At 66.8% G+C, this 24,430-nt stretch carries 15 protein-coding genes and 1 pseudogene; 4 read left to right on the top strand and 12 right to left on the bottom strand.

Translation table 11 applies throughout. The annotated features are described in order from the left end of the window. Positions 1-152: 152 nt before the first annotated feature. The 7 genes and pseudogenes from ilvN to ACIA12_RS35275 all read right to left on the bottom strand — a co-directional run. A pseudogene (gene ilvN, locus ACIA12_RS35305) lies at positions 153-656 on the bottom strand (acetolactate synthase small subunit); the annotation flags it as partial. Continuing rightward, entirely contained in the window at positions 657-2,405 is a 1,749-nt protein-coding gene (locus ACIA12_RS35300) for an acetolactate synthase large subunit (protein WP_396371663.1), read from the bottom strand. A 254-nt stretch (positions 2,406-2,659) separates the two neighbouring features. After that, complete coding sequence (ilvD, locus tag ACIA12_RS35295) at positions 2,660-4,345, bottom strand: dihydroxy-acid dehydratase (protein WP_396371662.1); 1,686 nt, start codon at positions 4,343-4,345, stop codon at positions 2,660-2,662. Between the two features lie 54 nt (positions 4,346-4,399). After that, the gene (locus ACIA12_RS35290) at positions 4,400-5,401 is read right to left on the bottom strand and encodes a hypothetical protein (RefSeq protein WP_396371661.1); all 1,002 of its coding nucleotides are present in this window, start codon (positions 5,399-5,401) and stop codon (positions 4,400-4,402) included. A 65-nt stretch (positions 5,402-5,466) separates the two neighbouring features. Next, positions 5,467-5,751 (bottom strand): ubiquitin-like small modifier protein 1, encoded by a 285-nt coding sequence (locus ACIA12_RS35285; RefSeq protein ID WP_396371660.1) that lies wholly within the window; start codon positions 5,749-5,751, stop codon positions 5,467-5,469. Continuing rightward, positions 5,751-6,842, bottom strand: a complete 1,092-nt coding sequence (locus ACIA12_RS35280; RefSeq protein WP_396371659.1) for a WD40/YVTN/BNR-like repeat-containing protein — start codon at positions 6,840-6,842, stop codon at positions 5,751-5,753. The genes ACIA12_RS35285 and ACIA12_RS35280 overlap by 1 nt, the downstream gene beginning before the upstream one ends. Before the next feature lie 80 nt (positions 6,843-6,922). Then, positions 6,923-7,852 carry a 2-hydroxyacid dehydrogenase gene (locus ACIA12_RS35275; RefSeq protein ID WP_396371658.1) on the bottom strand — a complete coding sequence of 310 codons (930 nt, stop codon included), beginning with the start codon at positions 7,850-7,852 and terminating at the stop codon, positions 6,923-6,925. Positions 7,853-8,066: 214 nt separating this feature from the next. Here ACIA12_RS35275 and ACIA12_RS35270 point away from each other — a divergent pair, with 214 nt between their 5' ends. Together ACIA12_RS35270 and ACIA12_RS35265 are read left to right on the top strand one after the other, a co-directional pair. Beyond that, the gene (locus ACIA12_RS35270) at positions 8,067-9,446 is read left to right on the top strand and encodes an FAD-binding oxidoreductase (RefSeq protein ID WP_396371657.1); all 1,380 of its coding nucleotides are present in this window, start codon (positions 8,067-8,069) and stop codon (positions 9,444-9,446) included. Beyond that, entirely contained in the window at positions 9,443-10,732 is a 1,290-nt protein-coding gene (locus ACIA12_RS35265; protein WP_396371656.1) for a class I SAM-dependent methyltransferase, read from the top strand. The genes ACIA12_RS35270 and ACIA12_RS35265 overlap by 4 nt, the downstream gene beginning before the upstream one ends. Positions 10,733-10,821: 89 nt before the next feature. Here the strand turns inward: ACIA12_RS35265 and ACIA12_RS35260 are convergent, their stop codons facing one another. The 5 genes from ACIA12_RS35260 to ACIA12_RS35240 all read right to left on the bottom strand — a co-directional run bounded on the left by ACIA12_RS35260 (position 10,822) and on the right by ACIA12_RS35240 (position 22,448). After that, the gene (locus tag ACIA12_RS35260; protein WP_396371655.1) at positions 10,822-11,277 is read right to left on the bottom strand and encodes a DUF4240 domain-containing protein; all 456 of its coding nucleotides are present in this window, start codon (positions 11,275-11,277) and stop codon (positions 10,822-10,824) included. A 12-nt stretch (positions 11,278-11,289) separates the two neighbouring features. Then, the gene (locus tag ACIA12_RS35255; RefSeq protein WP_396371654.1) at positions 11,290-17,988 is read right to left on the bottom strand and encodes an RHS repeat-associated core domain-containing protein; all 6,699 of its coding nucleotides are present in this window, start codon (positions 17,986-17,988) and stop codon (positions 11,290-11,292) included. A 14-nt stretch (positions 17,989-18,002) separates the two neighbouring features. Continuing rightward, positions 18,003-20,663 (bottom strand): LamG-like jellyroll fold domain-containing protein, encoded by a 2,661-nt coding sequence (locus ACIA12_RS35250; RefSeq protein WP_396371652.1) that lies wholly within the window; start codon positions 20,661-20,663, stop codon positions 18,003-18,005. Between the two features lie 282 nt (positions 20,664-20,945). Next, positions 20,946-21,671 carry a peptide deformylase gene (locus ACIA12_RS35245; RefSeq protein WP_396371651.1) on the bottom strand — a complete coding sequence of 242 codons (726 nt, stop codon included), beginning with the start codon at positions 21,669-21,671 and terminating at the stop codon, positions 20,946-20,948. 39 nt (positions 21,672-21,710) lie between these two features. Continuing rightward, positions 21,711-22,448: a hypothetical protein gene (locus ACIA12_RS35240; protein WP_396371649.1), complete on the bottom strand. Its 738-nt coding sequence runs from the start codon at positions 22,446-22,448 to the stop codon at positions 21,711-21,713. Between the two features lie 220 nt (positions 22,449-22,668). Between ACIA12_RS35240 and ACIA12_RS35235 the strand changes: the two genes are divergently transcribed. Then, the gene (locus ACIA12_RS35235; RefSeq protein ID WP_396371648.1) at positions 22,669-23,778 is read left to right on the top strand and encodes a PQQ-dependent sugar dehydrogenase; all 1,110 of its coding nucleotides are present in this window, start codon (positions 22,669-22,671) and stop codon (positions 23,776-23,778) included. 94 nt (positions 23,779-23,872) lie between these two features. Next, on the top strand, positions 23,873-24,325 hold the full coding sequence (locus tag ACIA12_RS35230; protein ID WP_396371647.1) for a hypothetical protein: 453 nt from the start codon (positions 23,873-23,875) through the stop codon (positions 24,323-24,325). The last annotated feature ends 105 nt before the right edge of the window (positions 24,326-24,430 follow it).

Genomic DNA, 24,430 nt, shown 5'->3' with positions numbered 1-24,430 from the left:
CCGGGCGGCGGGTGCGGCACCGGGTGATTCGGGTTGGCGGCGGCCGGCGCGCCGTTCGCAGTACCGGCCGGGGCGCTGTTCGCAGTACCGGCCGGGCGGGCCTGCAGCGTCGGGGATCCGGTCGCCACGTGTGGTGGCGGGACCGGGACCGGGCGCAGGGTGCGGTCGGAGATGGAGCGGCTGCCCCGGCCGATCGCGACCATGCCGGACTGGACCAGCTCGCGGACGCCGAAGGGTTCCAGCACCCGGAGCATGGCTTCGAGCTTCTCGGGGTTGCCGGTGGCCTCGATGGTGATCGCGTCCGGAGCGACGTCCACCACTTTCGCACGGAACAGCTGGACGGTCTCCAGCACCTGCCCGCGGCTCAGGGTGTCCGCCTTGACCTTCACCAGCAGCAGTTCACGCTGCACGGTGGCGGTCGGCTCGAGCTCGACGATCTTGATCACGTTGATCAGCTTGTTGAGCTGCTTGGTGATCTGCTCCAAAGGCTGCTCGTCCACGCTGACCGCGATGGTCATCCGGGAAACCTCCGGATGCTCGGTCGGGCCGACGGCCAGCGAGTCGATGTTGAACCCGCGCCTGGAGATGAGCGCCGCGACCCGGGCCAGAACACCATGCTTGTTCTCGACCAGAATGCTCAGGGTGTGCTTGGACATTTACAGCTCCTCCCCATCCCACTGCGGGGCCATGTCACGCGCGAACTGGATGTCGTCGTTGCTGCTGCCGGCGGCCACCATCGGCCAGACCATCGCGTCCCGGTGGACGACGAAGTCGACGACGACCGGCTGGTCGGTGACCGACATCGCCTTGTCGATGGTGGCGTCGACCGACTCCTTGTCCGAGCAGCGCAGCCCGACGCCGCCCATCGCCTCGGCCAGCTTGGCGAAGTCCGGGATCCGGGCCGAGTGCAGGTCGGTGTTGGAGTAGCGCTTGTCGTAGAACAGCGTCTGCCACTGCCGGACCATGCCCAGCGACTGGTTGTTGATCACCGCGACCTTGATCGGGATCCCCTCCAGCGCGCAGGTGACGAGCTCCTGGTTCGTCATCTGGAAGCAGCCGTCGCCGTCGATCGCCCAGACGGTTTTGTCGGGCCGGGCGACCTTGGCGCCCATCGCCGCGGGCACGGAGTACCCCATGGTGCCGAGGCCGCCGGAGTTCAGCCAGTGCATCGGCTTCTCGAACGGCAGGTAGTGCGCGGCCCACATCTGGTGCTGGCCGACGCCACTGGTGTAGATCGCGTCCGGTCCGGCGATCTGGCCGATCCGCTGGATCACGTACTGCGGCGACAGGCTGCCGTCCTCCGGCTCGTCGAAACCGACCGGGTACTTGGCCCGGACCGCCTCGAGCTGGGCACGCCAGGCCGAGTAGTCGGGGGACTTGCCGTTGCTCGCGATCTCGCTGTTCAACGCCGCGATCAGATCGACGACGACCTCCTTGCAGTCACCGACGATCGGCACGTCGGCATGCCGGTTCTTGCCGATCTCGGCCGGGTCGATGTCCGCGTGGATCACCTTGGCCTCGGGCGCGAACGAGCTGAGCTTGCCGGTCACCCGGTCGTCGAACCGCGCACCCAGACAGATCAGCAGGTCGGACCGCTGCAGCGCGCCGACGGCCGAGACCGAACCGTGCATGCCCGGCATGCCGAAGTGCAGTTCGTGCGTGTCGGGCAGCGCGCCCCGCGCCATCAGCGTGGTGACGACGGGGATGCCGTGCTGCTCGGCCAGTTCCTTCAGTTCGGCGTGGGCCTTGGCGCGGATCACGCCTCCACCGACGTACAGGACCGGCTTCTCGGCGGCGGCGATCAGCCGGGCCGCCTCGCGCACCTGCTTGGGGTGCGGGCGGGTGACCGGGCGGTACCCGGGCAGGGACAGCTCGGTCGGCCAGCGGAAGTCGACCATCGCCTGCATGGCGTCCTTGGTCACGTCGACGAGGACCGGGCCGGGGCGGCCGGTGCTCGCGATGTGGAAGGCCTCGGCGATCGTACTGGCGATCTCGTTCGGGTCGTTGACGAGGAAGTTGTGCTTGGTGATCGGCATCGTGATGCCGCGGATGTCCGCCTCCTGGAAGGCGTCCGTGCCGATCGCGGCGCTGGCCACCTGGCCGGTGATCGCGACCATCGGCACCGAGTCCATGTAGGCGTCGGCGATCGGGGTCACCAGGTTGGTCGCGCCCGGGCCGGAAGTCGCCATGCAGACGCCGGTCTTGCCGGTCGCCGAGGCGTAGCCCTGGGCCGCGTGGCCGGCGCCCTGCTCGTGACGTACCAGGATGTGGCGGATCTGGGTCGAGTCGAGCATCGGGTCGTACGCCGGGAGGATCGCGCCACCCGGAATGCCGAAGACGGTGTCCACACCGGCATGTTCCAGTGCGCGGATCAGAGCCTGTGCCCCGGTCAGCTGCTCACTCATGGTGCCTTCCCTTGGTCGTCACTGCTGCTTACTACTGCTAGACAAAAGACCGATGCTGATACAAAGAAAAAGCCCCCTGAGCCGGGTGGGCTGAGGGGGCGCGCTCGACTCGAAGGTCGCGTCAGTCGGCGCGCCGCACAAGTACGAGAAGAATCGATCGCATGCAGTCACCTTCGCCGACTCCTCTCGATCCGGTCAAGCCTGGCACAGTTCCATCTCATTGGCTGAGATGAGTGTCTTACGTTTGAGCCAGTTTAGGAGATGCAGACGGCGCCCTGGGAGGCGGAGGTGACCAAGCGCCGGTACTTGCCCAGCACTCCCCTGGTGATCGCGGGCTCTTTCGGCGTCCATCCCTGGCTGCGTCTTTCGAGTTCCGCGGGCTCGACGTGCAGGTCGAGGGTGCGGTTCTTGACGTCCAGGGTGATCCGGTCGCCGTCGCGGACGAACGCGATCGGGCCGCCGTCGACCGCCTCGGGCGCGACGTGGCCGACGCAGAGTCCCGTCGTACCGCCGGAGAAACGTCCGTCGGTCAGCAGCAGCACGTCCTTGCCGAGGCCGGCGCCCTTGATCGCGCCGGTGACGGCGAGCATCTCGCGCATTCCCGGGCCGCCCTTCGGGCCCTCGTAGCGGATCACCACGACGTCGCCGGCCTTCAGCGTGCCGTCCTCCACCGCGTCCATCGCGCCGCGCTCGCCGTCGAAGACGCGCGCGGTACCTTCGAAGACGTCCTCGTCGAAGCCGGCGCTCTTCACCACGGCGCCGTCCGGGGCCAGGCTGCCCTTGAGGATGGTGATACCGCCGGTGCCGTGGATCGGCTTGTCCAGCGCCCGGATGATCGTGCCGTCGACGTCCGGCGGGGCGATGTCGGCGAGGTTCTCGGCCATCGTCTTGCCGGTCACGGTCAGGCAGTCGCCGTGCAGCAGACCGGCGTCGAGCAGCGCCCGCATGACGACCGGGATACCGCCGACGCGGTCGACGTCCGTCATCACGTACCGGCCGAAGGGCTTGAGGTCACCCAGGTGCGGGACCTTGTCGCCGACCCGGTTGAAGTCGTCGAGGGTGAGCTCGACCTCGGCCTCGCGGGCGATCGCGAGCAGGTGAAGTACGGCGTTGGTCGAACCACCGAGCGCCATCACGACGGCGATCGCGTTCTCGAACGCCTCCTTGGTGAGGATCTGCCTCGCGGTGATTCCCAGGCTGAGAAGATTGACGACGGCTTCGCCGGACCTGCGGGCGAAACCGTCTCTGCGTCGGTCGACCGCGGGCGGCGCCGCCGAGCCGGGCAGCGACATGCCGAGCGCCTCGGCCGCTGAGGCCATCGTGTTCGCCGTGTACATGCCGCCGCAAGCACCCTCGCCCGGGCAGATCGCGCGCTCGACGGCGTCGACCTCCTCGCGGGTGATCAGGCCGCGCACACATGCTCCGACGGCCTCGAAGGCGTCGATGATGGTGACGTCCTTGTCCCCGAGCTTGCCGGGCATGATGGATCCGGCGTACAGGAAGACCGATGCCAGGTCGAGCCTGGCTGCGGCCATCAGCATGCCGGGCAGCGACTTGTCACAGCCGGCCAGCAGAACCGAGCCGTCGAGCCGCTCGGCCTCCATCACCGTCTCGACCGAGTCGGCGATGATCTCGCGGCTGACCAGCGAGTAGTGCATGCCGACGTGACCCATCGAGATCCCGTCGGACACGCTGATCGTGCCGAACTCGAGCGGATACCCCTGGGCCGCATGCACGCCGTCCTTGACCGCCTTCGCGAGCCGATCGAGCGACAGGTTGCACGGCGTGATCTCGTTCCAGCTGGACGCGACCCCGATCTGCGGTTTGACCCAGTCGTCGTCCCCCATCCCAACAGCCCGCAACATCCCCCGGGAGGCCGTCGCCTCCAACCCATCGGTGACCGTACGACTCCGCGGCTTGATATCAGGCGTCTTCGACATACCGCTCACTGTAAGAGCGCCACCCCCACAAGACTCCCGACCCCCTGTCCAGTACTACGCCATCTGCTTGGCAACCGCGGTGGCGTAGGTCATCAACGGGTCGTCGCCACCGCTGTATCCCCACGGCAAGGACTCGATCCGTCCCTGGGTCAGCGTCGCATGATCCATCGCTGCCTGCTTGGCGCCGGCTTTCATCAGAGCGAACGCCATCGTGCCGTGACCCGAGATATCAGCGGCCTGCGGCGCCCGGCCGGGGATCAGCCACTTCGCGCTGGCTGCCAGCAGAGCGTCCTTGCGGTTGGTGATCTCGCGGGTGTACCGGGCACCGCGCTGGAGCTTCGTCAGTTCGCTGTCCGACAGCACATCGATCCACACTTCGGCCGCGACCATCCCGAGGACCGAGTTCAGCACCGCCCCCGGCTTGGCCTTGCTCACCGTCTCGTCCCCGAACCGGACCAGCTCGGCGATGTCGCGACCGGACCATTTGGGCGCCAGCACCTGAACCCGTCCGGAATGGGCGGCATAGCTGTCCGGCTGGCGTTCACAGGCGGATCTGAAGATGTGGTCCTTGTCCTCCGGCGACGCCTGCAGACCGAGCGCAATCCACTGCAGCACATCCCACGGGGACGCGTCATCCGGCGCTTGGTCGATCGCCGTGTTCACCACGGCACCTGCGGTCGCGAGGATGTCGTGGAAGGTGGCGAACTGCTGATCGGAGACCTCCTTCGCCCGCTTCCCGCTGCGTACCTCCCATGCCTCGGACACGAGTACCCGCCCGAGCCACAGCAGCAGATCCGGATCGCCCGGTGCCGCCTCCAGGAAGAGTTCCAGCTGCTCACTGCGGCCGGTCGCAGCCTCCCCGAGGCCGCCGACGCGGATCGACCGCTGATCGGTGTTCGGCTCGGTGGCTTTCAGCAACTCCAGCCCGACGGCCAGATCACCCTTGCGAACAGCCTCAAAGGCAGCATCCAGCTCCGGATCGGCCCAGCCCCGATCCAGCAGGAGGCCATCGGTGCTGACCTGCGCCGGCGCCTGTTTGCGCGAGAAGATTCCCATTCGCGGAGAATACGGCCCCGCGAGCACCCTCCAGCACCGATCTGCTGCTTGTTGCAGTTAAATCATCAGCCGCCGGCGACGCTGGGGAGGATCAGGAGTTCGTCGCCGTCTGACAGGTTGGTGTCGAGGGCGTTGAGGTCGCGGATGTTGTCGTTGCCGAGGAAGACGTTGACGTGGCGGCGGAGGGCGCCTTGGTCGTCGGTCAGGCGCCGGCGCAGAGCTGGGTGCTCGGCCTCCAGCGCGGCGAAGACCGAGGCGACGGTCGCCTCGCCGGAGACGTCGACCTCCACCCGCTCCACTCCCCCGGCGAACGGTCTCAGCACCGTCGGGAGTTTGACTGCCACGGACATCAGCCGACCACCGCAGCGCGCACGGTCAGTACGTCGGGCAGATGGCGCGCCACCTCGACCCACGAGTCCCCCGCATCAGCACTCGCGTACACGCACCCGTCGCGAGTACCGACGTACACCCCGGCCGAGTCCGCCTGGTCAACGCACAGCGCGTCACGCAGTACCGGCGCATAAGACGGAACATCCGGCAGCCCGTTCGTGAGCGCCTCCCAGGTCGAGCCCGCGTCACGGGAGCGATAGACCCGGCATTTCGCGTCGGTCGGGATCCGGTTGCCATCAGCAATCAACGGGAAGACGTAGACGGTCGACGGCTCGTGCGGATGCACCACGATCGGGAACCCGAAGTCCGACGGCAGCCCGTCCGCGATCGACTTCCAGATCGCGCCACCGTCGTCGGAGCGATAGACGCCATGATGGTTCTGCGCGAACAACCGCTCCGGTACGTCGGGATGCCCGGCCAGCTTGTGCACGCACTGACCGAACTCCGGATCCGGGTCAGGCATGAAATACGCCTTGATCCCATGATTCGCCGGCGACCAGGACTCGCCGCCGTCAGCAGTCTGGTAGACCCCACCCGTCGACATCGCGACGCTCATCCGTTGCGGATCGGTCGGATGCGGCAGCACGGTATGGACCGCCTGACCGCCGAACCCGGCACCCCAGTCCTTGCGATGCGGGTGATCCCAAAGCCCCCGGACCAGCTCGAACCGGACGCCCCCGTCGGTCGACCTCCACAACGAGGACGGTTGCGCACCGGCGTACACGACTCCCGGTTGATCCGCCGGCGCCGGCTGGATCTGCCAGACGCGCTCGAGCGACGCCTCCTCGCCGGCCGGGAACCCGATCGAACCCTCCGGCGGCTCGTCCCACGTCCGGCCGAGGTCATCGGAGTGGAACACGGCCGGTCCCCAGTGCTCGCTGGTACCCCCCGCGAAGAGCCGTGGCTGGTCGCCACGGGTGTCGATGCCGACCGAGTAGATCCCCTGCATCTCGAACATCGGCCCGTCGAGCGTCCACTCGCGGCGCTCGGTGTCGCTCCGGCCGATCCAGAGCCCCTTCTTGGTACCGATCAGCAATACGGTCTCGGACATCTTTGTCCATCTCCATCGGTCTGCGCGGCGGGCCCGCGCGGTCGGTCTGCGCAGCCGCGACAGCCGCGCAACGGTTCAGGTCAGCGCGGCGGCCCCGCGACGACGTTGATCAGCGGTACGCCGGCGACGTACCGCTCGAGTTGGGCCCGGACCAGCCGGGCGACGCGTGGTGCGAAGGCCGTCGAGGCGCCTCCGCGGTGGGGGTTGATGAGGATGTTGGGCGCCGACCAGAGCGGGTGTCCGGCGGGCAACGGCTCGGGGTCGGTCACGTCGACGGCGGCACTGATCCGCTCGGTGGTCAGCTCGGCGAGCAACGCGTCCGTGTCGACGACCACACCCCGGGCGACGTTGACCAGCAGAGCACCGTCCTTGAGTTGCGCGAGGAACTTGGCATCGACCAGCCCGCGCGTCTCGGCCGTCGCCGGTGTCAGCAGCACGACGACGTCCGCACGCGGCAACAGCTCGGGCAGATCGGTGATCGGATGGACGCCGTCGCGAGCCCGACGCGCCACCCGGATGATGTCGCACTCGAACCCGTCCAGCCGCCGCTCCAGCGCCTCCCCGATCGAGCCGTAGCCGAGGATCAGTACGGTCCGATCGGCGAGCGAATCGTCCAGCTCCTGGTAGGACGACGGCCACTCGCCGTGCTCCTGGTTCTTCACGGCGCGCGCCAACCGCCGGTACGACGCCAGGATCAGCCCGACGGCGAGCTCGGCCGTCGACGCGTCGTGCACACCTCGCGCATTGCACAGAGTGACGCCCTCCCGCAGGACCGGCAGCAGGTTCTCGAACCCCGCCGTCTGGGTTTGGACGACCTTCAGCGCCGGCATCTCGGCGACGATCTCGATCACGTCGGACGAGCCCATATAGCTCGGCACGTAGAACTCGACAGTGTCCAGCGCCGGCGGCTCGCCACCGGCGTAGAACTGCGTCTCGACGCCCGCGGGCAGCCCGCGGAGGAAGCCGTCCGGGTCCTCCCACGGCAGCAATGCCTTCACCAAATCACCCATGTCCGGCAACCTACTCGCTCCCTCCGACAAGCCGCATCGACTCGTCCTCCGCCCGCAACGTCGGAGCCGATGCCGCAGTCTCGACATCCCGCTCCCGCACTACTCCCAGTAGACAGGACCACCGCGGCGAGTGGTCCCAAAGTGCACTCTCGGTGCACCACGGGTGCAGTGAGAATTCCGTGCCGAGGACGTTTTTGAGTCGTACTCTGAACAGGTGCCTACGACATCGGATCTGGCCTCGACTCTCGATCACGATCAGGCCGTCGGGCGGCTGCGGTCCTCCTACCAGCGCATCCCGGCGGGAGCCCCGGTCCGCCTCGCGAAGCGCAGCTCAAACCTGTTCCGCCCCAGAACGACGCTCGAGACCCCCGGCCTCGACGTCTCCGGCCTCACCGGGGTGATCTCGGTCGATCCGGTCAGCCGCACCGCCGACGTACAGGGCATGTGCACGTACGAGGACCTGGTCGCCGCGACCCTCCCACACGGGCTGGTGCCGATGGTGGTCCCCCAACTGCGGACGATCACGCTCGGTGGCGCGGTGACCGGCCTCGGCATCGAGTCCTCGTCGTACCGGGCCGGTCTCCCGCACGAATCAGTGCTCGAGATGGACATCCTCACCGGCGACGGCGAGATCGTCACCGCCCGCCCCGACGGCGAGCACGCCGACCTGTTCCGCACCTTCCCCAACTCCTACGGCTCCCTCGGCTACGCCACCCGCCTGCGGATCGAGCTCGACCGCATCTCCCCGTACGTCGCCCTCCGGCACGTCCGGCTCGGCCTCGACGAGCTCGGGCCGGCCATCGAGTCGATCGTTGCCGACGGCACGTATGCCGGCCAGCCGGTGGACTTCGTCGACGGCGTCGCGTTCAGCCCCGACGAGGCGTATCTGACGCTGGGACGGAACAGCGACACCGCAGTACAGGTGAGCGGCTACACCGGCCAGCAGATCTTCTACCGGTCGATCCAGCAACGGTCGACCGATGCGCTGACCGCGCACGACTATCTGTGGCGGTGGGACACCGACTGGTTCTGGTGCTCGGCTGCGTTCGGCGCTCAGAACCCTTATCTCCGGCGGATCTGGCCCCGCCGCCTGCGCCGCAGCGACGTCTACCACAAGATCATCGGCCTGGAGAACCGCCATCAAGTTGCCGCCCGCATCAATCGCCGACGCGGCAACCCGGATCGCGAGCGGGTCGTCCAGGACGTCGAGATCCCCGCCTCGCGGCTGGCCGGCTTCCTGCGCTGGTTCGACGCCGAGGTCGGGATGCGGCCGGTCTGGCTGTGCCCGTTGCGCCTGCGCGGCTCCTCGGCCTGGCCGCTCTACCCGCTCGAGCCCGGCGAGACCTACGTGAACGTCGGCTTCTGGGGCACCGTCGCGATCGCCCCGGGCGCCGCGGACGGCGATGTGAACCGCCGGATCGAGGCGGCTGTGGCCGAGTTCGACGGCCACAAGTCCCTGTACTCCGACGCGTACTACGACCGGGAGACCTTCGACCGGCTGTACAACGTACCGGCCCTCACGCTGGTGAAAGAACGCTACGACCCCGATGCCCGGCTCACCGGGCTCTACGAGAAGGCGGTGACGCGCCGATGACGGCAACGATCCCGACGCAGATTTCGATCGCAGCAGCGCTCACCGCGGTGGCGCCCGAAGGACTTCCCTTCCGCTTCACCGCGTACGACGGCAGCGCGACCGGGCCCGAGGACTCCCCGATCCACATGCACCTGGCCACCGAGCGCGGCCTGTCCTACGTCCTGACCGCACCCGGCGACCTCGGGCTGGTACGCGCTTATGTATCAGGAGATCTGGAGATCGAGGGCATCCATCCGGGCAACCCGTACAACCTGATGAAGATGATGCTCAACCAGGTCCACTTCCAGCGCCCCAGCCCGTCGGAGGCCCTGCGCATCGTCCGCGGCCTCGGCTGGAGCCACCTCAAGCCGCCGCCTCCGCCCCCGCAGGAGCACCTGCCCAAGTGGCGCCGCACCTTCGAAGGCCTCCGCCACTCGAAGAGCCGCGACAAGGCCGCGATCCACCACCACTACGACGTCTCGAACACCTTCTACGAGTACATCCTCGGCCCCTCGATGACCTACACCTGCGCCGTCTACCCGACCGCCGAGGCGACCCTGGAAGAAGCCCAGTTCGAGAAGTACGACCTGGTAGCCCGCAAACTGGACCTCAAGCCCGGCCAGCGCCTCCTGGACGTAGGTTGCGGCTGGGGCGGCATGGTCCGCCACGCGGCCCGCGAGTACGGCGTGAAGACGCTGGGCGTAACCCTCTCAGCCGCCCAAGCCGAATGGGCCCAGGCCGCGATCAAACGCGAAGGCCTGGAGGACCTGGCCGAAGTCCGCTTCTCCGACTACCGAGACGTCACCGAAACCAACTTCGACGCCATCTCCTCCATCGGCCTCACCGAACACATCGGCGTCCGCAACTACCCCAGCTACTTCGGCTTCCTCCTGGACCACCTGAAGCCCGGCGGCCGCCTCCTCAACCACTCCATCACCCGCCCCGACAACCGCTACCGCCCCACCGGCGCCTTCATCGACCGCTACATCTTCCCCGACGGCGAACTCATCGGCTCCGGCCGAATAATCGCCGACGCCCAAGACGCCGGCTTCGAAGTCCGCCACGAAGAAAACCTCAGAGAGCACTACGCCCTGACCCTCGCCGCCTGGTCCAACAACCTGGTAGCCCACTGGGACGAAGCGGTCGCCGAAGTCGGCTACGCAACAGCCAAGGTCTGGGGCTTGTACCTAGCCGCCTGCCAAGTCGGCTTCGAACGCAACAACACCCAACTCCACCAGGTCCTAGCCGTAAAACTAGACGACCAGGCCAACGCCCACTTCCCCCTCCGCCCCACCTGGGGAAGCTGAACTCCCACTCAGCCCGCGGTACGAAGAAGCCTCGCCCCCGGACGACCGGGGAGCGAGGCTTCTTGAATGTTCGACACCTCAGCAGCCGACTACGGAAGCCACCCTTCCTTGTTGGAGCCAGTGTCGATCGGAAACGTCACATCCGAAGGAAATTCCAGCCCCGTACGCTCTTCATACACATCTGCAGCCAGATAGATCAACTCCTCCGCGCGCTGGGCATACGGCACCACGAACTGCGCAAATTCGGGGACCTCCACCTGCGCCCCCGCATAGCGAGATTCACCACCGAGAACGCAGGCACACCTGGCATAGAGGAAATAGTCGTCCGTCTGCGTCAAAACCTGCCCGGATGACAGGGTGACCGGAATATCAGCGAGCTCCTTCTTGTCAATCCGAAAAAGATGCTCACGCAATTCCTTGTCAAACTGGATCAGTTCCGATTCGGCAAGACCCGACAGCCGCCGCCCGACAGCGGCCACCGCCTCCTCAACTTCTTCACCGCTCGTGAGCGCACTAGATCCGATGATCTTCCAGAATTCGGTCATGTCCTACCCATCTCACCAAAGCGTGAGCTGCTCATAGTTCCGCTCCTGCAAGATCTTCTTTCCCGGCGACGCCTTCTTGTTGGACAACGAGACGCCCTGGCCACGAAGTTCCTCCATACGCTGATGCTCAGCCACGAGCAGATCCTCGTCCGTCCCACACACGTGGGTGCACTTCGCATCCGCGCGGCTGGCCAACCGCCCGTCACTCACATGAGTCCGGAGGCGTCGAGGGAGGTCCAGCGCCTTACCGACGTACGTATCACCGGGACTTGCCAGGTCGGCAAACTCATAGATGCCCTGTTTTTTACCACAGTTGTGCACGAGCACCGGAACATCGCCGGCCACCACGTAGTACGTGTGAATTTCACGGATCGTGAGGTTGTAGACCCGCGCCTGCGTCGAGTACCGGGTGACAGTGCTGACCGTTGCCGTCGACCCATTGCCGAAGGCCGCTAGCCGGGTTCCGCGCACCAGGTTGCCGGCGTCGACCCACTGCCGGCTGTCCGGCAGATAGAAGCGATGTCCTGCGGTCGCCGTGAGCTTTGCGGTCGTCGGCGGGCCACGCGGCCCCGCGACCTCGACCTCGATATCCACCAGGTCCTTGGAACCCTGGCCGATGATCGTCCGCACCACTGGTTCAGCCGAGCTCTTGGCCGATGCCGGGTCGGCGGCGAGGACCTTGTCCTTCAGGGTCAGTTTTTCGATCGGTTTCTGGGTGCCGTTGGTGAGGAGGACCAGGGTGCCGGGTGCGAACGAGTTGATCGAGCAGGTTTCGCCGGCTATCTGTTCGGCCTTGTGGAGTTCTTCTTCGGCTTTGCGGACGCCCTTGACGCCGTCGATCATTTCGTCGACGAGGCCTTTTATTCGGCCGATCAGTTTCCAGGCTTTTTTGGCGTGGAGGAGGTATTTGCTGACCAGCTTGCCCGCGATGCCGCCGACGAAGGATGAGAGGACGGTGACGCCGGTGGAGATGCAGGCGCCGACGTCGCCGTTGGTGAAGCAGTTGAGGGCGTCGGTGATGCCGAGTTCGTCGGCGACGATCTTGACCAGGTCCTTGACGACCTTCTTGATGCGTTGTTTGGCTTGTTCCTTCGCCTTCTTGTGGTGGCTGATCTGCTGGACGGCCTCGTGCCGGTTCTGGGCCTTGACCTGTTCGTAGGTGGGGGTTTTCGGCGGCTTGTAGTTCGGCCGGGGTGCGTGCACGCCGTCGTTCGCGGGGTCGTCGGGGAAGTACTCCTTCAGGCCGTCGGGATCGCTGAAGGTGGCCGGGTTGTTGTTGCCGTAGCGGTAGCCGTTCAGGGTGATCGGGTCGGTGACGTCGATCAGTGGGTCGACGCTGATGAAGCGGCCGAGCTTCGGGTCGTACTCCCGGGCGCCGAGATGGGTCAGCGCGGTCGACGGATCGTCCACCCCGTTGACGAAACCGTGGGTGTTCGGCTCCCAGGTGGACGACGTCGGACCGCGACTGTTGCCGAACGGGTCCATGTACCGCCGCGAGACAGCCGCGGTCAGGCCGTCGACCGAGACCGACGCCGTGCCCTGCGGGTCCGACATCAGGTACTCGACGGACTGACTGTTGTTGCGCATGGCCACGGTCGAGCCGTTGTATTCGTAGTACCTGGTCGACGACACCGTGTCGGCTGCCTTGTCCCACCGGACCTCCGCCGCTGACAGGTACAGAGTGGCGCCCTTGGGGTCATGGCGAATCAGCCGACTGCCCTCAGGGTCGTACACATAGCTGGTGTCCCCGCCGGGACCGGAAACGGACGCCAACCGCCCCTCGGCATCCCAGACGAAGGCGTCGGTATCGCCGCCAACCGTCCGCGACGACATGTTGCCCGAGGCGTCGTACCCGTAGCTGTCAGCTGACGTGCCACCCGGGCCGGCCGTCGTCACACCGGTGACCGCGTGCGGCCGGGCGGCGGTCGCGGCCGGGTAGGCGAACGTCGACGTCGTGTCGCCGGCCGCCTTGTGGTCGATCAGCGACGTGCGGTTGCCCGACGCATCGAAGCGATAGGACTGCCAGTACGGCGCGGGCCCGGCCAGCGTCGACGCCGATCGGGCGTCCGTGCAACTCCCGGCCGGCGTCCAGGCTTCGGTCGTACGCCGGAGGTAGTCGTTCGTGAAGCACTGCCGGTCCACCGTGGTGCCCATCGTGTGGGTCACCGACGTCACGTTGGCCGCGTTGTCGTAGCTGTAGTCGAACTTGTCGTCCGACGGCACCTGACCGCTGCGATCCACCGTCATCTGCTGAAGCCGGCGAGTGCCCTGCTCGTAGGCGAAGGACTGCCAGATCGACAGCTCCGACTTCTGCCCCATCGTGTACTGCAGCGTGTCGCCGTACTCGCTGTACTTCGTCGCGGCGACGTACGACTGCCAGCCACCCATCCCGCGCAGGTTGCCGAACTCGTCGTACTTCATCTCGATCGTCTCGTCCGGCAGCCCGGGCGTCGTCGGCAGCTTCGCCTTGTTGACGCTTCCGTCCGGGTTGAAGCTGGTGGTCGAGGCGTAGGTGCCGGCCAGCTTGCCCTCGGACGCCGGGATGACGACCTGCGTGGCGGTGGGCCGGTCCAGCGAGTCGTACGCCGTGACCGCCGACACGTAGTCGTTGCCGTTGATCGTCCGCGTCGACGACGTCAGCAGCCCCTTGCCCAGCGTGTCGTAGACCCACGACGCCAGCACCGGGCCGGTCGCCGAGCCACTCCGGACGGCGGTCTTGCGGTCCAGCTCGTCGTAGGAGATGAACTGTTGCTGCCCCCGCGCGTCCTTGGTCGACGTGACCCGGTCGGCGGCGTCGTACGTCGTCGTCGTGGTGCCCTTGTCCGGATCGGCCGAACTGATCTGCCGTCCACGCAGGTCGTACCCGTACCGCCAGACGCTCCCCTCGGCGTTCGTCACCGTGTCGAGCTGCTGGTCCGGCGTGTAGGTGTACTTCGTGGAGTCGAACGAACCGGTCGGGGCGACACCGTGGTACTGCCGCAACTCACTGAGCTTGCCCCGGGCATCGAGCACCTGCGTGGTCGTGGTCCCACCGGCCGGCGGGATGACCGTGACGGTGTTGCCGCCGTAGCTCGTCTGGGTCTTCCAGCGTTCGTGCCCCTGGACCTCGAAGCTCTGGACGACAGGCCGGCTCGCCCCGTCGTACGAGGTCACCGTCTGGGACGGCAGGTTCTCCTCGTTGACATCGAACAACACGTCCGACGGGCCGGAGCTCGCGTCGTAGTACACGCCCGTCGTGGTCTTCGTGTTGCCGCGCCGGTCGTATGTCGTGTCGGCCAGTACCCGCCCACTGCCGGTCGCCGCCGGCGTCTGGACCTGCCGCTGCCGCAACTGCCCGTCGAACAGGGACTTGGTCGTCTTGTAGGTCCCGTCCGGCTTCAACTCCTGGGTGGTGGTCACGTTCGGCGCGTTCTTCGACACGGAGTAGCCGAAGATCATCGACGCGGTGCCTGTCTTGATCCGGTTCGGCAGCCAGACGCCGGTCAGCCGGCCGAGAGCGTCGTACGCCAGATCGGTACGCCGCCCGTTCGGGTCGACCTCGGCGACCGTCGCGCCGAAGGCCGGGTCGATCAGCGTCGAGCTGACGTATCCCTTCGCGTCCTCGACCGCACGAGCCGTGACAGGTCCGCCGGTGGCCGGTGTGAAGGTCACCTTGCCGGTGAGCCGGTTCAGCCCGTCGTACGTCTCCTTGACCCGCCCGAGCGAGTCGTACGTGGTCCGGGACCGCTGCTCGTACTGCGGCCCGTTCGACCAGCCGCTCATCGACTCGATCTTGCTGACCAGTCCCTGGGTCGGCGCGGCGTTCAGGTCGGTGTGCTGGTCGTAGAACGTGCGCTCGTCGGAGATGATCTGGGCCGGCCGGTTCGGCGTCGCGGCACAACCGACCGAGACGGTCTCCTCCCGGCTCACCGTGGTCAGGATCTGCGCCGCGGTGTTGCGGCTGTACGTGAGCCGCGTGCACCGGTCGTCGTTGCCGAGGGCGACGTCGCCGCGATCGTTGATCTCGGTCGCCATCCCCAGATCGTCGAACTCGGTGTCCAGCGCGGTGATCTGGTAGCTGCCGTCGCTCAGCCGGGTCCGGGTCGAGGTGGACTTGGTCTGCAGCATCGTCGCGGCCCCACCCAGTGGTGAGGTGGTCTGCTTGGTCCACGGCGTGTTGATGGTCGCGCTGACCTCCGGACCGCTCACCCCGTTGTAGGTGATCTGCTCGCGGGTCATTCCGTTCAGCCGGGGCGAGTCGACCAGCGCGTTGCCCTGGCTGTCGGTGACGCTGACGTTCTTGCGGGTCGAACCATCAGCCTTCGCGTAGTCACCGTTCATGCCGCGGAAGAAGGTGTACTGCGTGCGGGTCTGGTCGGCGGGATCCAGCCCACCGGTCCTGACCTCGACCTTCTGGTACCCGCGCCAGTCACCCCAGCTCCGGTACGCCGGCAGCGTCAACTCGTTGTCGTCGTAGTGCCAGGCCGGCGTGTCGAGGTAGTCGTAGTACGTGCCCTGATCCGGGGCGTCGGTGCTCATGTCGTCGATCACGACGCTGGTCACGACGTACTTGTTGAACCAGTGCATGGTCGGCTTCTCGGCGCCGTCGATCCCCCAGAAGACCGGGAAGCAGCGCTTGGTGTTGGTCGCCGGATCCGGCCGGAACGACGACGTGCACTCCTGGTCGCTGTAGTTGACGTTGGTGATCTGGCCCGACTCCGACGCGATCGCCGAGATCCGCCACTTGACCATCGCCGGGGCGCCGTCGCCGATCGCGTCGACCCGGTTGGGCTTGTCGACGCCGACGAAGGACACCGACGGATTGGTCAGCGTCGTTGCGCCGGCCAGTCCCTGATGGGTGATGGTGCGCAGGAACAGGGACCGGTTCTCGACGCTCGAGGCCGGGTAGTCCTGGGTCAGCGTCCAGCTGTCGACCGGTGAGAAGGTCGAGCCCTTCAGGATCCCGGTGGTGATCTTGGCCAGCCGCTTGCGGGTGAAGAACGACGGCGACGTCCGGTTCGGGCAGGTCGTCGTGGAGGTACAGATCTGGTCGAACGGGGTGTCCGGCCAGGCGTAGGCGTTCGCCGCGGTCAACTGGTTCTCGGCGCAGGTGATCGTGCCGCTGGGCAGGCAGCGCTCGGCGACGTCGAACCAGACCCGAGCCGGGGCCACGGTCGTGGTCTCGGTCGCGCCGACCACCTTGCCGTAGTCGATGAACCACGGGTAGCTCGCCCGCTGGTACTGCGAGACGCCACTGTTGTTGTTGCGCCCGTAGTAGTTGTTCTCCCGGACGTACCGGTACCGCATCAGGTTGCCGTTGACGTCGACCACCCGGTCGACGTTCCACCGCCAGGCCTGCTGGCAGTACGACGCGGCGAAGGTGGTCGCGTGACAGGGCTCGCCTGTCTGGTTGCCGAAGACGGGCACGGTGTTGACCGAGTCCGCGCGGTCGGAGCCGGAGATGATCGGGTTGCTGCCGAAGTAGTACTTCGTACCGTCCGAGGTGGTGACCAGCCAGTGCTCGCCACCCTTGGCGCCGCTCTCGTTCGTCGCGTCGTACAGGCGCTGGATACGCGACCCGTCGTCCTTCTCGAGCCGGAACGTGTTGTCGTCCATCTTGACCAGCTCGCCGGAGTGACCGCCGAGCGAGAGCACCGCGTTGTCCGACTTCCAGCACTGGTCGCCGGTCTTGGTCGTGGTGTTGCTGCCCACCATGTCGTCGGCACAGGACACGTACTTGCGCTCGATGAAGCCGGTCTCGAGGCTGTGCCCCTCACCGACCCAGGACGTCTGGTTGTTGCTTGAGGCAATCTGCCCGTCGACCGAACCGGAGCTGTAGCCGATCGACAGGTCAGGGCGCGGACCGGCCGTGCCGGGTGGGACACGCAGCGGGTAGTTCCAGCTGAAGTCACCGGTCTGGACGCTGACGTTCCAGGCCGACGACGGAGACAGCGGCGTGGCGGCGTACGAGCCGGTCGAACCGGCGGCACCGGCAGCGACGGCGAAGGTGCTGAACGACGTACCGGCGCTCTTGGTCTGCGCGCTCCGGGCTGCCTTGCTGGGCAGCGCGACCTCGGCGGTCACGGTCTGCTTGTCGTTGTCGTTGACCGAGCCGGGTACGACGCGACCTTCGGCGCAGGTACCGCCGGCCGTGCAGTTCAACTCGACCAGGCGCAGACGGTCAGCCCAGCCACCGCCGAAGGCCGTGGCGAACTTCGAGTAGTCGACGTTCACCTTGACCTTGGCGGCCTGGGATTGCCCGTCGGTACGGGCCAGCTGGACGACGACGCCTTCGACCCCCAGCTTGGTGGTCGCCGCCTGGTCCAGTACGTCGACGCGCACCGATGGTTGCACCACCACCGTGGCCGACTTGGCCGCCTTGACCGGAATGGTGGTCACGGTGACCGGCGAGGCGGCCGTCTTGCCGGAAACCCCGCCGGTCAAGTTCGCGGAGCGGGACAGCGGCGTACCGGCCGTCGTGCTGGTCGCCCCCGGCCAGACCGGGGCCGCCGCGGCCTTCGAGGCGGCCACGGCCTGTTGCGCGGACTTGTCGACACCGGCCTGTTCTGGCCGGAAATCCTTGCCGGGCGTGGGTTTCTCGGACTTGACGGCCGGGGCCGGGCGGGACGTCGTCTTCGCCTCGGCCTCCGGAACGTACGACGCCACTCCGGCCACCAGGCTCACGCCCAGCAGAGTCACCAGGCCCGCATTGGCCCGTCGTTTGATGCGCATCAGCAGGTCCTCGGCTACTCGGTGGGCGTGGAGTCTTCGTAGTTCTGGCTGAGCGCGGCCTCGTCGATCGGGCCCGGGTAGATCCGGACGTCGTCGACCTGGCCGTCGAGGAAGTGGTTCTGAACCCCGGCGTCGAGGGCGGACCCGATCCGCAGCTGCCCGGTACCGTCTGGTGCGGTCACGGTTCCGGGGACGTCGACGGTCGTCTCGAAGGCGCCGTCGTCCAGGGTCAGGCTGAGCTTGCGGTCGGCCGAGTTGTAGTAGCCGGTGAGATAGATCCAGTCACCGAGTTCGTAGCCGATCGAAGGGCTCTTCACGACGACCTGGCCGGTCCCGTCCGGATCCGGGATGGCGAAGCTCCAGACCGCCTTGCGTTCGTCGGGATCGGTCAGATCCCAGTGGTCGAAGCCGAGCATGAAACCACCCGTACCGGCCCGGTCCTCGCTGACGGCGACCTGCCGGGTCGCCTTGGCGCCGGCCTTCACCCGGGCGCTGACGGTGAAGTTGCGACTGGTGTCGATGATGTTGGACGCGCTGGTGGCGATCGACGAGGTGCCGGGTAGCGCTACCGACCAGTCGTTCGCGCCGGTCGACGTCGAGTCCCACGAATCACCGTGCGCCCAGCTTGCCGGCGTACCGACGGTGAAGTCGTGAGCCTTTCCGCTGGTGTCCTTCGAGGTGGTACCGGTTCCCTCGTCCAGGTACCAGCGGCCGATGAACGGACCTGTCTCGACCCGGATCGTCAGGGCGTTGGAGTCCTTGCTCAGGTTGCCGGCCCGGTCGACGCTCCAGGCTCTGATCACCAGCGGGCCGGCCTTCATCGGGATGAACCGGAACGTTCCGCTCTTCGTCGCGTCGATCGACACCCACTCGGTCCCCGGCTCCAGCTTGTCGATCGCGTACAGGAAGTGGTTCGGGTCGTTGGTGGTGACGCTGAGCTTGACGTCGATCGGCTGCTGGAGCGGGAAGACGTCGCCGGGAGCCGTGGTGATCACGGTGATCTTCGGCGGCGGCGGCTCGGTCAGATCGATGATGAACCAGCAGTAACCCGACCAGGCCGAGTAGTCGATGCCGTCATAGGCCCGGGCACGCCAGCCGATCAACTGGTTCTCCGGCAGGCCGGAAACGTTCGCGCCCGGGATGTACTCGATCAACTTGCCGCTGGCCTTGGTCATGCTGCTGCCGGTCCAGATCGTCGATGCGGCGCCGCTGACCCGGAACTCGAAGTCGACCTTGGACGGCTGGAGATCTGGGTCCAGGATCGTGACCGTCGGGACCGGGCTGTCCTGACTCACCTTTGCCGGAGCGGTCGAGGTCGGGCAGCCCATCGTCGGGCTGGTCGTGTGCGCGTTGGACAGAACCGGGACGTGGTTGTAGATGATGTCGAGCCGGACCGCCTTGCCGAACCGCTTCCAGGCCATCGCGTCGGTCTCACTGGCCGCCCGGAGTCCCAGGTAGGCGTACTGGCTGCCGCCACCGGCCTGTTCGGCGATGATCGTGGTCGCGTCGAACTCGAGCCACTTGCCTCCCGGCGTGCAGCCGTCCCTGCCGACCGCGTCGACGACAGAGTCGACCTTCTTCAGCCAGGTGGCCGAACCGGAGCCGGTGTTCCAGGTGATGCTGGGGGTGATCGCCGAGGTCTTCCACAGCTGCACCTCCTTCTTGGTGCAACTGGCAGCCCAGGTCTCGTACCCGCTGAAGACCGCCTTCGTGATGTGCGTGTACTGCAGCCCGGCGATCCGCATGTGGTAGATCAGGCGCTTGCGGCTCCACGGCTCGAAGTCCTGGTAGCCGACGCCCTCCGGCCCTTCCCACTGCCAGGACGCGGTGGTCGGGTAGTGCTGGTTGATCATCGCGCGGCCGTACTGGGCCGAGTGGAACGCCGGGTCGATGTAGATCGGGTACTTGACCGCGGCATCGTTCACCAGCGCGGCAGCCGGGCTGACCCGCATCGACAACTTGCCGACCGTGAGCGGGATCGGTACGACCTTGTCACCCTCGAGCGGCATCTCGCTGCGGTCCTCGTCCGTGGGCGCCTTGCCCGCACCGCGGGAGTCCCACATCACCGGCGCCGGGCTGGTGAAGACGACCTTGCCGAACTTGTCCTTGGCCAGCACGACCCCACCGGCCACCTTGGCGACCTGGAGAGTGGGTGCCTTCACCGCGAAGTCAAGCCGCTGCAACTGCGGCAGCCGGGCAGCCTGAGGCGTCTTCACCACCAGTACTTCGCTGTAGGAGCTCGTGTCCGCGGTGATCTTCAGATCGACATCAGGAAAGACGTTCTGGTACGTGACGTTGTCACCGGCAACGACCGGCACAGGCAACGGCTCCGGCCAGGACAGCGTCAGCTCGTGCCCCTCGGACCTCATCGAGATGAGCGCGCCGTCACCACCCCCGGAGAAGCTCATCTCCATGGCAGCAGCCTTGGGCCGCACCCGCCCGTCCGCCCCCTTGCTCAGCGACGCGTCGAGATCGACCCACTCCCCACCCCGCTTCGTCCGCACCGGAACGTTGCTCTGCTCAAGAGTGAAACTGCCATCCGGATTGGCAAACGTCCGAGCCATCTCGGTCCGCTTCCCCACCACCTCAACCCGCGTCTTGGAGTCAACAGCCCGCTTGGACGCCGACTGCTCGCCCAGCCCCTGCCCCTGCCCCTGCCCCACAGGCGCAGCCACAGCCGCTTCCCCGGACTCAGGCGCAACAGTCACCCACCCCAAGACCCCAACCGCCATGGCACAAACCCCCGCCACAGCACGCCTCTTACCCAAGATCCACCCGGCCATGACCCCACCGCTCTCGACTCCCCCGAGCCACAGATGCGATGACGCTAAGCCCTCAACCCCATCCCCCAACACCTACAACTTATACAGTTCACCCATACAATTCAGCGCCCACTAGCACCAGAACCCCAACACCACAAGGCAAACCCACTGCCACTAGCTGCAAAAGCAGATCGCCTAGTCGAGGTGGAAGTGAAGAGCCGCGCCGGCTCTGGTTGGGACTGGGTCGTTCCAGTGTTCTAGGTAGTTTTCGGTGGTGGAGAGGGAGCGGGTTTCCAGTTTGTCCACGTAGACGGTGCCGTGGAGGTGGTCTGTTTCGTGTTGGACGATGCGGGCCTGCCAGCCTTCGAAGGGCTCGTGGTGGTTGGTGCCGGCGGGGTCTGTGTAGGTGGCGGTCACGGCGTAGGGGCGGTTCACTACGCCGGTGTAGCCGGGCATGCTGAGGCAGCCTTCGTAGAAGCCTCGGCGTTTGTGGCCGTGAGCTTGGTATGAGGGGTTGATGGCGGCGAAGAACTCCAAGGGGTAGCGGTGGCGGGCTTCGGCTACCTCGTCGGAGATGGTGGCGGGGTCTTCCAGTACTGCGATGCGCACCGGTACACCGATCTGCGGGGCGGCCAGGCCGACGCCGGGAGCTGCCAGCATGGTGCGACGCATCAGGGCGATGAACTCGGTCAGTACCTTGTCGTCGACCTGGCCGTCGAAGGGCTCGGCGACCTGGCGTAGTACGGGATCCCCCAGGGACACGATCGGGGCAACACCGTCGCGGTGCTCCTCCACCAGCTTCGTGATCTGATCCTTGATGTCGTTCATAGGCGGGCGGCCAACTCCTGAGGCTGTCTGGGCGGAACCGGCCAGCGGCAGGGCCGCGGTACCTGCGAGCAACGCGCGCCTGGTGATACTCACAAACCCTCCCGCTGTCGGTTCGTTCGGACCTCTATTTGATCAGGAGACGACAGTGATCCTGATATTGGTGGGCTCGAAGCTCTCGTTGCCTGCCTTGTCGTAGGACCAGGCGTTGATGTAGCTCGGGCCTGCCTCGGTCAGCTTGACCTTGGCCGTGCCGGTGCGAGCGGGCACAAAGGTGTTCGGCTCCTGGGACAGGACGCTGAATCCGTACTTCGTGACGTCGGCCGAGCCCGCGTTGGTGAAGTTCAGGGTGATGGTCTGGCCGACCTTGTACGGCTGCTCGGCCGGGGTGATCGTGAGTCCCGGAGAGTTCGGCTTGACCGTGTCAACCGTCAGTTCACAGGTCCTGGACCAGGCCGACGTCGTGGTGCCGTCGGAGACGCGTGCGTGCCAGCCATAGGTTGTTGCGTCCTGCAGTTGGGGCGGCAGTTCCAGGGCCTGCGTCCAGAGCCCGGTCTGGCCGGGGTTCTTCGGGAAGCTGGTACCGGTCCAGATCACCTGGCTGTCGGCGAGGGTGAACAGCTCGAAGTCGACGGTGTACTGGTTCGTGGTCTCCGCGCCGGGAAGGAACGCCTGCAGCCGCGGCTCGACCTGGTCGATCCACGGGCGGGCGGTACCGCGGAGGCAGGTCGTGGCCGGATCGATTGTCCGGAGCTGCTTGTCCGTGGGTCGGGGTGGTCCGGCCGCGACGTCGGCCGAGGCCGTCGCCGTGCCGATGGTTGCCAACAGCATCACAACGCCCGCACCGAGCAGGCGTGTCTTGAATCCGCGCATCGTCATCCTCACGTTGTCAGCCCCGAGCGTGCGAAGGCTACGGTGCGCGATCGGGTGGTGACAACTGTCAGAAGCTGCAACCGGGCGGCCGGCCGTGGTGTATCTCATTGCGACCGAGTCGGAGGTGTCTGAGGGGGCAGGCATAACGTGCTGGGGTTTGTGGCGTTGGAGTGGTCGATACCTTGGGGGTCTGGGGATGGGTTAGGGATGGGTGGTGGGCATGGGTAAGGGTCGCTGGGGTTTGGTGGCGGTTTTGGTGGTTGGGGTGGTGGCGGGGTGTGGTGATGGGGGTGGAGACGCGCGGCCGTCGTTGTCTACTTCTTCGCCTAATGGGCCGACCGGGACGGCGACGGGGAAGGCTTTGAAGGTTGCGGCGGCTGGGGTGGTGGCTACTGGGGTGGAGGTGCCTTGGGGGTTGGCGTTTTTGCCGGACAGCAGTGCGTTGGTGACTGAGCGGGATTCGGGGCGGATCAAGCGGGTCACGGGGGCGGGGATCGTCAGTGACGTGGGGACGGTGGCGGGGGTTGATCCGTCGTCGGAGGGTGGGTTGCTGGGGATCGCGGTGGATCCGCAGTATCCGAAGCGGCCGTACGTCTACGTGTACTACTCCAGCGGGGATGACAATCGGATCGCTCGGCTGACCTACAGCAATGGTGGGATCAGCGAGCCGACGGTGATTCTGGAAGGGATTCCGCAGGCCGCTGTTCACAACGGTGGGCGGTTGCGGTTCGGGCCGGATGGGTTCCTGTACGCCGGTACGGGTGATGGCGCGGATCGGCCGAACTCGCAGGACGACGACTCGCTCGGCGGGAAGATTCTGCGGATCACCACGGAGGGCAAGGCCGCGCCGGGGAACCCGGATGGCAGGTTGTGGATCTCCAAGGGGCATCGCAATGTGCAGGGGCTCGCGTTCGGCGGGTCGCAGTTGTACGCCGCGGAGTTCGGGCAGGACACCTGGGACGAGTTGAACGCGATCACGCCCGGGGCGAACTACGGGTGGCCGGCCGCCGAGGGCGTCAGCAATCTGGATGGCATGGTCGATCCGATCGTCCAGTGGCCGACGAAGGACGCCTCCCCCAGCGGAATCGCCTTCGCCCAGGGCCACATCTTCATGGCTGGACTGCGAGGCCAGCGACTTTGGGCGATCCCGGTCGCCGACGGCAAGCGGACCGGTGAGCCGGTGGCGTTTTTCAGCGGTCAGTACGGCCGGTTGCGCACGGTCGAGGCGGCGCCCGACGGCTCGCTGTGGCTGACGACCTCGAACACCGACGGCCGCGGCGACCCGAGGCCGGGTGACGACCGAATCCTCCGCCTCACCATCTCGAGCTGAGTCCTCTCGAAGGTTTCCGCTTGGGCAGACCTGGTACTGGTGGAGTAGTCGCACCAGTGAGGGAAGGGGAAAAGGTTTGCGGTCTGCTGCGCAGGTGCCGGTTCATGACACGGTGATCGTCTCCGCGAGGAGCTACCCGGAGGCTGAGGAGACGGTCCGCCTGCTCCGCTCGTCGGGGATGACCCGGGACAGTCTCGTCATTGTCGGAGCCGAGCTCGTCCTGGCCGACAGACCCGCGGGTGCCGGCCGGCTGGGCAGGCTGACCGCGAGGAATGCGGCGATCGGGCTGGGGATCGGACTGCTGGCGGCAGTCTTCGTGACGCTGGTCGCCGACACCACCATGACCGGTCTGGTGGTGATGCTGTGGGGCGCCGTCTATGGCGTCATCATCGGTGCGCTGACCGGGTTCTTCAAAGGGCTCGTCAACAACCGCCCGGATGCCGGATTCACCGAGGTGCTCCCCGCGCGCTACGAGGTGCGGGCATCGGCGCAGGACGCATCGGTCGCTCGCGCCCTGCTCGACCAGCCGTCCCAACGCGCCGCCTGAACGCAACAGCGCTGAGGCCCATTCCGACAGATCTCAGCGCAGCCTGACCGCGACAGCGCCGAGGCCCGTTCCGTCCGACCTCAGCGCTGCATGAACGCGACAGCG

The sequence above is a fragment of the Kribbella sp. NPDC051620 genome (genome assembly GCF_044453825.1).
GTDB lineage: Bacteria > Actinomycetota > Actinomycetes > Propionibacteriales > Kribbellaceae > Kribbella.
This window is presented reverse-complemented; position numbering and strand designations above follow the sequence as displayed.

Coding starts and splice junctions, on each gene's coding strand:
- ACIA12_RS35300 (WP_396371663.1), bottom strand. CDS start 2,405: ATGAGTGAGCAGCTGACCGGGGCACAGGCTCTGATCCGCGCACTGGAA.
- ilvD (WP_396371662.1), bottom strand. CDS start 4,345: ATGTCGAAGACGCCTGATATCAAGCCGCGGAGTCGTACGGTCACCGAT.
- ACIA12_RS35290 (WP_396371661.1), bottom strand. CDS start 5,401: ATGGGAATCTTCTCGCGCAAACAGGCGCCGGCGCAGGTCAGCACCGAT.
- ACIA12_RS35285 (WP_396371660.1), bottom strand. CDS start 5,751: ATGTCCGTGGCAGTCAAACTCCCGACGGTGCTGAGACCGTTCGCCGGG.
- ACIA12_RS35280 (WP_396371659.1), bottom strand. CDS start 6,842: ATGTCCGAGACCGTATTGCTGATCGGTACCAAGAAGGGGCTCTGGATC.
- ACIA12_RS35275 (WP_396371658.1), bottom strand. CDS start 7,852: ATGGGTGATTTGGTGAAGGCATTGCTGCCGTGGGAGGACCCGGACGGC.
- ACIA12_RS35265 (WP_396371656.1), top strand. CDS start 9,443: ATGACGGCAACGATCCCGACGCAGATTTCGATCGCAGCAGCGCTCACC.
- ACIA12_RS35260 (WP_396371655.1), bottom strand. CDS start 11,277: ATGACCGAATTCTGGAAGATCATCGGATCTAGTGCGCTCACGAGCGGT.
- ACIA12_RS35255 (WP_396371654.1), bottom strand. CDS start 17,988: ATGCGCATCAAACGACGGGCCAATGCGGGCCTGGTGACTCTGCTGGGC.
- ACIA12_RS35240 (WP_396371649.1), bottom strand. CDS start 22,448: ATGCGCGGATTCAAGACACGCCTGCTCGGTGCGGGCGTTGTGATGCTG.
- ACIA12_RS35235 (WP_396371648.1), top strand. CDS start 22,669: ATGGGTAAGGGTCGCTGGGGTTTGGTGGCGGTTTTGGTGGTTGGGGTG.